The 7,701-nt window shown below is 52.4% G+C and carries 7 protein-coding genes and 1 pseudogene; 3 read left to right on the top strand and 5 right to left on the bottom strand.

The features are described 5' to 3' along the window. From DEP07_RS17510 to DEP07_RS17495, 4 genes and pseudogenes are all read right to left on the bottom strand, one after another. Positions 1-718: pseudogene (locus tag DEP07_RS17510) on the bottom strand (collagen-like protein); the annotation flags it as partial. 77 nt (positions 719-795) lie between these two features. Further along, the gene (locus DEP07_RS17505) at positions 796-1,551 is read right to left on the bottom strand and encodes a hypothetical protein (RefSeq protein ID WP_141254276.1); all 756 of its coding nucleotides are present in this window, start codon (positions 1,549-1,551) and stop codon (positions 796-798) included. A 103-nt stretch (positions 1,552-1,654) separates the two neighbouring features. Beyond that, the gene (locus DEP07_RS17500; RefSeq protein WP_122963797.1) at positions 1,655-1,981 is read right to left on the bottom strand and encodes a hypothetical protein; all 327 of its coding nucleotides are present in this window, start codon (positions 1,979-1,981) and stop codon (positions 1,655-1,657) included. 43 nt (positions 1,982-2,024) lie between these two features. After that, positions 2,025-3,110 (bottom strand): glycosyltransferase family 2 protein, encoded by a 1,086-nt coding sequence (locus tag DEP07_RS17495; RefSeq protein ID WP_122963796.1) that lies wholly within the window; start codon positions 3,108-3,110, stop codon positions 2,025-2,027. Positions 3,111-3,264: 154 nt separating this feature from the next. On the opposite strand from DEP07_RS17495, the gene DEP07_RS17490 reads away from it, so the two are divergent. The 3 genes from DEP07_RS17490 (at position 3,265) to DEP07_RS17480 (ending at position 6,771) form a co-directional block, all read left to right on the top strand. Next, complete coding sequence (locus tag DEP07_RS17490; protein ID WP_122963795.1) at positions 3,265-4,365, top strand: glycosyltransferase family 2 protein; 1,101 nt, start codon at positions 3,265-3,267, stop codon at positions 4,363-4,365. Between the two features lie 4 nt (positions 4,366-4,369). Beyond that, a complete protein-coding gene (locus DEP07_RS17485; RefSeq protein WP_122963794.1) occupies positions 4,370-5,944 on the top strand; it encodes a glycosyltransferase family 2 protein in 1,575 nt (524 codons plus the stop codon). A gap of 323 nt (positions 5,945-6,267) precedes the next feature. Next, a complete protein-coding gene (locus DEP07_RS17480) occupies positions 6,268-6,771 on the top strand; it encodes a S4 domain-containing protein (protein WP_122963793.1) in 504 nt (167 codons plus the stop codon). A gap of 210 nt (positions 6,772-6,981) precedes the next feature. Here the strand turns inward: DEP07_RS17480 and DEP07_RS17475 are convergent. After that, positions 6,982-7,701: N-acetylmuramoyl-L-alanine amidase (locus DEP07_RS17475; RefSeq protein WP_287102804.1), on the bottom strand; the 720-nt coding region annotated here is incomplete at its 5' end.

The raw sequence follows: 7,701 nt of genomic DNA, 5'->3' as shown, positions 1-7,701 counted from the left end.
CTCCAGTTGCTCCCGTGGCTCCGGTTACTCCCGTCTCTCCGGTTGCTCCCGTGATTCCGGTTGCTCCCGTGACTCCGGTTGACCCCGTGACTCCGGTTGACCCCGTCTCTCCTGTTACTCCCGTGACTCCAGTTGACCCCGTAACTCCAGTTGACCCCGTGGCTCCAATTGACCCCGTGACTCCGGTTGCTCCCGTAGCTCCAGTTGACCCCGTAACTCCAGTTGATCCTGTCTCTCCGGTTGCTCCCGTGGCCCCAGTTGACCCCGTGACTCCAGTTACTCCCGTGGCTCCAGTTGCTCCTGTCTCTCCGGTTGCTCCCGTAGCTCCTGTAGCTCCAGTCGCCCCCTTCCCCGCCCCTGTCGCTCCCGTTGGACCTGTTGCTCCGGTTGGACCCGTTGCTCCGGTTGGACCCTGCATGGTGGAGGCGCTCAACACCGTCTGCAGCTTTGCCTGGAGGAGCATGTCTTGTTTGATCGTCGCATCGACCATTTCTCGTACGCTCTGGTCAATCGCCAGCAAATCATCTATCGTCGCTCCCGCAGGTCCACTCACCCCAGGAAGCGTTCCTAGGACATACTGAATTTTTTCGCCTTCCGCATTCAAGATATGGCTTAGCCCCAATTCCTCCATGGCAAAAGAAGACAGCAACAAGTTAATGGCGTCTTCGCGCGTAATCGTAATTGTCGGGCTGATATTTGGGATATTTGGAAATGACAAAACTCTCCCCCCTTCCCCGTGAAAAGCGCAGCCTCCCATTCCGCTTATTCAAATAGCCAAAAGAACACCATCCAACCTCACGGATTCTTCTTCCACTTCTTGGACTGGACCACAACCTTGTGGCTTTTGGTCACGGCGGGCAGTACCTCCCTGTTTAACCAAGGAGCTTGATAATGGCGATTTGTCTCGATAACGGAACGGACGCTCCCCCCGAGATCGCCGTACTTTTTCAATGGCAGGACAATGTCCTTCAATTTCACTTTAAAAGCAGAAGAAAGCGCGCTCGAAGGCGAACCATACCTTTCCAACTGCTGCAAAGCCGAACCAAGCATGGAGCGTTTTTCCCGCTGTGCAGCTTCCCCCTCAATCCCTCGATTGGCAAAAGGCACTCCCCAAAAATCCGCTTTCCGCACACAAATGCGAAAAAAATCATCCAACTGTTCGAGCAAATGAATAAGCTGCTGCTCGGACGATCGGTGACAGGGCGACGTTTGCTGGAGAGCAATGACATGCAAAATGATCTGTTCCACTAGGCCAATGGCCGCTAGACCAAACGAGTACACAGCCGTCCATGACCTTTTGCAAACCTCCGCAACCTGCTCCGATTTCTCTGCCATATGATCTTGCCATGCAAAAAAAGAAGCCATCCCCTTTATCCGGCTAAAAGTTATCCAATGCAACATAATCATCGCTTCCAGCCAAAGACTTGACGATTTCAGCGCCTGGAATAAAAGTGGGATCGCTTCTTCCTTTGGATGTGTTTTGGCGGCAAGCAAAAAAGCTTTGGTGTGACACGCTTGGCATTCCGCCAGAGAAGCCATGGCTTTTTCCATGGCGAAGGCAGCGGCCAAAAGCCGCTCATATCCGTCTGTTCCCCCTGTCGTTCCCTGGCGATTCGTCCAATGAACCACACCTGCAAGCATTCGGTCAAACGAGCTATTCCTCATGACAATCCTCGGCAGGATCTCCCGAATCGCCCAGCTTTCGTTCCATTTCCAAAATATTATCCAGCTTGAATTGCAGCAAAATTTGCTTGCTGATGATGCTGCGCAGCATTCTTTCGACGCTTTTGTTAATGCGCAGCATATCTTCCAGGCAAACCTCCTCTTTTTGCAGCAAACGCTGAATTTTTTCCCCCTCCGCATTCATAATATGAGACAGGCTGATTTCCTCCATGGCGACAGAGGTAAGCAACAGATGAAACACTTCCTCGCGCTTCAGCGTGATGCGCGGCGTTATGTCAGGCACATTTGGCAACGACATGTCTCATGACCTCCGTTTCCAGCCGCCGGAAAAAGCAATTCTCTCACACTGACGGCTGCGCTTCTTCCCGGCTGGCAAAGTACCTTTCGTTGTGCAAAACGCTCGGATGCGTAGGATGGTGCAGCTTTGACATCTCGTGGTGAATTTTTGCCCTTCCGTACTCCCCGATCTGATCATAGCAGTAGCACAACTGCAAATGAGGCAGCCACGACCAGGCAGGTTCATCTGTCATCCCCATCATGTTTGGTGGCCGTTCAAGCAAAGTCGCTTGCCGGAACCAGTAAATCGCTTTATGAATATCCTTTTTCTCCAAAAAATAAGCCCCTACCTTGCAGCAAAATTCCGCCCGCGGCGCGTCAAAAGCCAATGTTCTCACCAGGGACTGAATCTGTTTTTCCGGCTGCTGCAAGTTCGCATAACATTCCGCTTGTTTATAGCAAGCCATAATCTGGTCCTCGATCCAGCCCTGTCCGCCATCCAAAAAGGCTTGATATTGCTCGGCCGCTTCCTGATAGCGGCCATGATCGTAAAGTTCGTTGGCAAAGTAGTACTGATCCCTGGGGGAAAACGATTCGTTTCGCTCCTGCCGCCGCAAATAAATTTGCAAATTGCGGTCGGTGTACGCCTTCTCCTTGCGATGCGTGACCGCAATGTCGCTGTGATAAATCTCCCCTCCCACCTCCAAATATTCGTGGACAGCGCCGTGCCAGACAAATTGGCGTTGCCGCTTCACCAGCCGATTTCGCCGCAGGAACTTCACAGGCTGGCCCCGATCGTCAAAGGCAAGGTGATAAGGCATGGAGACACTGTCGTACTCAAAAGGCTCCATTTTCCGCAGCGCCAAAAACCGTTCCCGGTCAGCTTCTTCCAACACATCGTCGGCATCGAGCCAAAAAATATAGTCTTTGCTCGCCTGGCTGAAAGCAAAGTTGCGCGCTGCCGCAAAGTCGTCGATCCACGCAAACTCAAACAGCCTCGCCCCGAATGACCGGGCAATTTCGCGCGTCTGATCTTCAGACCCTGTATCTACAATGATGATCTCATCCACCAAATCGCGCACAGTCGACAAGCATCGACCCAGTGTCTGTTCTTCATTGCGAACGATCATGCACAGGCTGACTGTGAACATGCAGATCGCCCTCCTTAGGCGCAAAATCTTTTTTACATCCTATTTTCCGGCCAAGCCCAATATGTATATCGCTCCTCACATAACTTTGGCTTTCAAAGAATAAGGTTTATCGAAAGCATGATGAAAGAACAACCCAAAGAAGGTGATAGCGTCCATGACACCTCCGCTCATTTCGCTATGCATGATTGTCAAAGACGAGGCCGATCAGATCGAAGCATGTCTGGGAAGCGTTCATTCTGTTGTAGATGAGATCATTGTCGTCGACACAGGTTCAACAGACGGCACACAGGAGCTTTGCCGCAAATACGGTGCGAAAGTCATCGAAGCTCCGTGGGAAAACAGTTTTTCCAAAGCGCGGAATATCGGATTGAAAGAAGCCCGTGGGGAATGGGTTTTGTGGCTCGATGCGGATGAGCGATTGGAGGAAGCAGATCAGGAGGCGTTGCGTCAGGCGGCCATTGCAAGCAAATCGGACGTCCTGTTTCTCAAGCTCCTTCATTACCAAGGCCCGAAAAAAGAAACGGCCTCTCTGCATCTGGCAAGCCGCAACGCGCAAATTCGCCTTTTTCGCAACAAAAAGGGGTTTCAATTTGCAAGGGATATTCATGAAGTGCTGCAATGGCCCGAAACGGTTCCGCAGGACGGGGCGATCCCGCTGATTCCTGTCCGCCTTCACCATTATGGCTACATAGAAGAAGTTGTTACGAAGAAAAACAAAGCCAGACGCAACCTGAAGCTGCTTTTGGAAGAGAGGGAAAATCCCGATCGCGACCCGTGGTGCGACTACCACCTGGCCAGCGAATTTTATCGCGCGCAAAAATGGGAGCACGCCTTCATTCTCGTCAATCAGGCGCTGGAAGGCTTTTTGGGCAAAAGTCAGTTGCCGCCGTCTCTTTTTTACAAGCTAAAATACGAGATTTTGTTCCGGCACGGCAGCATGCGGGGGGCATGGCCCGGCATCGAATGCGCCATTCGGCTCTATCCGGATTACGTGGACCTGCATTTTTACAAAGGAGTTTTCTTGATGGAGCACGGGCTGTACGCCGAAGCGATCCAATCGTTCGAGCGTTGCCTAGAGATCGGGGAAGAGCATTGGGAGCATCTCAGTCAGCAAGGAATGGGCAGCTTTCATGCCTTGCACTATCTCGGACGTTGCATGGAGCGTCTGGGCAAATCAAAAGAGGCGCACGTATACGACCAGACCTCGGCCAACATGGTGCGTACATGTGCCCACACGCCATCGACCAAGGGGTGATAAAATGACGACGCAAACGCGGATTTTGATTGGAAGCCCGGTTTGCCAACAACCGGACGTGCTGCGCATGTTTTTGTTTTCGCTGGAAAAGCTTTCGACTTCCGATATGGCCGTCCACTACCTGTTTGTTGATGACAATAACGATCCTGCTTCGAGCAGACTCCTCCACCATTTTGCCGAAAAGCACTCCGGCCAAGTGGAGATCATCCGCAGCCAGGAAGCACCCTCTACCTACTCTTGCAACGAGACGACCCATATTTGGACAGATGAGCTGGTCTGGCGGGTAGCTTCCTTCAAAAACCAACTGATCGAGCGCGCCAAATCAGGCGGCTACGACGGGCTGTTCCTCCTCGACTCGGACTTGCTGCTCCAGCCAGCTACGCTGGAAACTTTGCTCGCATCGGAAAAAGACATCGTCTCGGAAGTTTTCTGGACGAGTTGGACGCCAGACACGCTGCCAGTTCCCCAGGTTTGGCTTACGGACCAGTACACGCAGTATGAAATCAACCATCGGCTGGAAACCATCTCTGCCGAGGAACAATACCTCAGAAAGTACGCCTTTTATGGAAAGCTGCGCGTTCCCGGCCTGTATGAAGTGGGCGGCCTCGGCGCTTGCACCTTGATTCGCCGGAAGGCATTGGAATCCGGCGTGAACTATTCGCGTATTCACAATGTCACGTTTTGGGGAGAAGATCGCCATTTTTGCATACGGGCTGTGGCGCTAGGGTTCTCTTTGTTCGTAGACACCCACTACCCCGCGTTCCATCTGTACCGGGAAAGTGACTTTGCGGAAGCGACCGTCTGGATGAAACAAATCTACGGTTCCGCTCCGCTCCGCGTCAAAAAATCCCCCTCTCTTGCCGTGCCCGCTGTGCCCACGTCCCGTCCCAAAATTACTTTGTCCATGGTCATCCACAACGAGGCAGACAAACATCTCGCCCACGTGCTCACCAAGCACAGGGAGTACATCGACGAAGCCGTTATTATCGACGACGGCAGCACAGACGACAGCGCCGAAATTTGCCATGAGCTGCTAAAAGGCATTCCCCTCCACCTCGTCCGAAACCCGACGCCGCAATTCACCAACGAAGTCGCCCTGCGCAAACAGCAATGGAAAGAAACCATTTCTCACCAGCCAGAGTGGATCGTCAACATGGATGCCGACGAAGTTTTTGAAGACGGGTTTGCCACAGGTGTACATGCGCTGCTCTCCAGACAGCATGGCGATGTGTGCTGCTTCCGCCTGTATGATATGTGGACTGAATCCCACTACCGTGAAGACCCGTATTGGCGCGCCCATTATGTATACCGCCCATTCATCGTCCGCTACCGCCCCAACCTTCGCTATCTGTGGAAAGAACAGCCCTTGCACTGCGGACGCTTTCCCGGCAATATTTTCGAGCTGCCTTCCTTTCTCAGTTACTACCGGGTGAAGCATCTGGGCTGGTCATCTGAAAAGATTCGCCAGGAAAAATACGCCCGCTACAAGCTGCTGGACCCAACCGCCCTGTATGGCTGGAAAGAACAATACGAATCGATTTTGGACGCCGAGCCAAATCTCGTGCCGTGGAGAGAATAAAGGGTTGGTAACATTAACCATTTGTGGTAAAATCGTTTACAACTATTTGGATAGGAAGGTACGGGTGCGACGTATGCCAACAACAACTTTGTAATGGCCTAAAAAACTGGATAGCCTTGCTCCTGGAAAAACAACGCGTTTTTTCGCCCAGGTGCAGTCTGCCCTTTTTTCCCATTACAAAGGAACGTAACGAAATCTGTAGGCTGTCCTTCTTACGGAGATTCGCTATGGGGAATCTCCGTTTTTTGCGTTCAAAAAAGCCAGTCTGCAAGACATCCAAATAGCAGGTACGTTCCTTACCCTTTTTCACGAGGTGAAGGATCATGCTAGTCATGGAACATACGTGGGTATTAACTCAAACGCCATGCACTCTCCCCGTGCTGCGGTATTGCCGGAGCTGCGGACGCACCGTACCCTTTTTCGATACCAGCATTCGCCGGCACAACGCCAACGGCAAAAACATTTATCGTTTCGCCATCTACAAATGCGAGCGGGACCACACATGGAACGAGAAGCTCGCCATATACAAATCGTTTACGGAGCATGTAGAAGTACCGGAGCAGGAGACAATGGCAGAAAATCTCGCCTTGCCCGTCCTCCCTGTTCTCGATTACAAAGAGCAAGGCGTACAGGAAGTCCGCATCACGATTGAAAGCGCAGATGCGCGGTATCGCCTCGACAAGCTGCTCGCCAGTCGACTGGATGGCTGGAGCCGCAGCCAAATCGTGCAAAAGATCAAGGATGGCCGCATCCGCGTCAACCAGCGGGAAGCGAAGCCGAGTGCGATTTTGTCCGCCAGCGACGTCATCGTCATTGTGATCGGCTGACACTTGCTTGCACCATATTCAATAGCAAAAGGGGCTGTCCCAAAAGTCGAATTTTCGGCTGAGCGACGCCCTTTTTCCTTTCATACGCGTCGATGAATCAATGTTTCCGCTTGCTTGACGTTAGCTAATTCGCCTTTTTGGGCAGCTCCTTTGTGCTCTGTTGGGTCGTGCTGCCAACGCCGCTTATTTTTCGCCTTCTGTTACTCAGGCTTATCCTCGCAGCACTACCGTTTTCCTCGCTGCGTCCCAGCTCACTTCCATTCCTAGCAGGGCAGCCACCTCTCTTGCCGGAGCATAAGCGGTTCCATTTTCATGGAGACAATTCAGTTCGTGACCGTTCACCGTTACCGTTTTGGTAGTCGGCTCCCACCCGACCGTTGCTCCCGCTGCCTCCGCGACCAGCCGGACCGGAACATAGGAAGTTCCTGCAATCAGCTTGCCTGTCGTCGCCAGCGTCAGCTCGACAGTGCAGTTATCAACAGGCGCCTGTGGTTTTTGTGGAAAACCTGTTAGCAACCTGTGGACATCCTGTTTAAAACTTTCCCAGGCAGCTTGCGCATTTTTGCCAAAATAAGCTTGCGCCGTGCGCTCATCGACAAAAAAGGCCGGGCAGTTTTTCCCGGTAATGTCGTAATGCCGCCACAACTTATCCACAGCCCAGCCATAACGTTTTAAAAGCTCTGCTGTCAAAGCTACGGTCTGCTCGTACATTTTGGTAAAGCTGCCGTCCGCGTTGACACACATCTCGATGCCAATCGTGCAATCGTTCGGGTACGCGCTCAGCTTTTGCAGCGCCTCTGGCTTGTACGATTTTGCCCCCACGTGATAGCCCATTTCCGTCTCAGGCAAACACCTGATGATTTGCCGGTCATCCACGATGTAGTGAGCGCTGGCTTCTGTCGTCGGCTTGTTGAAGTAGTTCCGGTTTGC

It is taken from the genome of Brevibacillus sp. (assembly GCF_003521185.1).
Classification (GTDB): Bacteria; Bacillota; Bacilli; order Brevibacillales; family Brevibacillaceae; genus Brevibacillus; species Brevibacillus parabrevis.
Note: the sequence above shows the minus strand (reverse complement) of the source record. Positions and strands in the feature narration are given on the sequence as shown.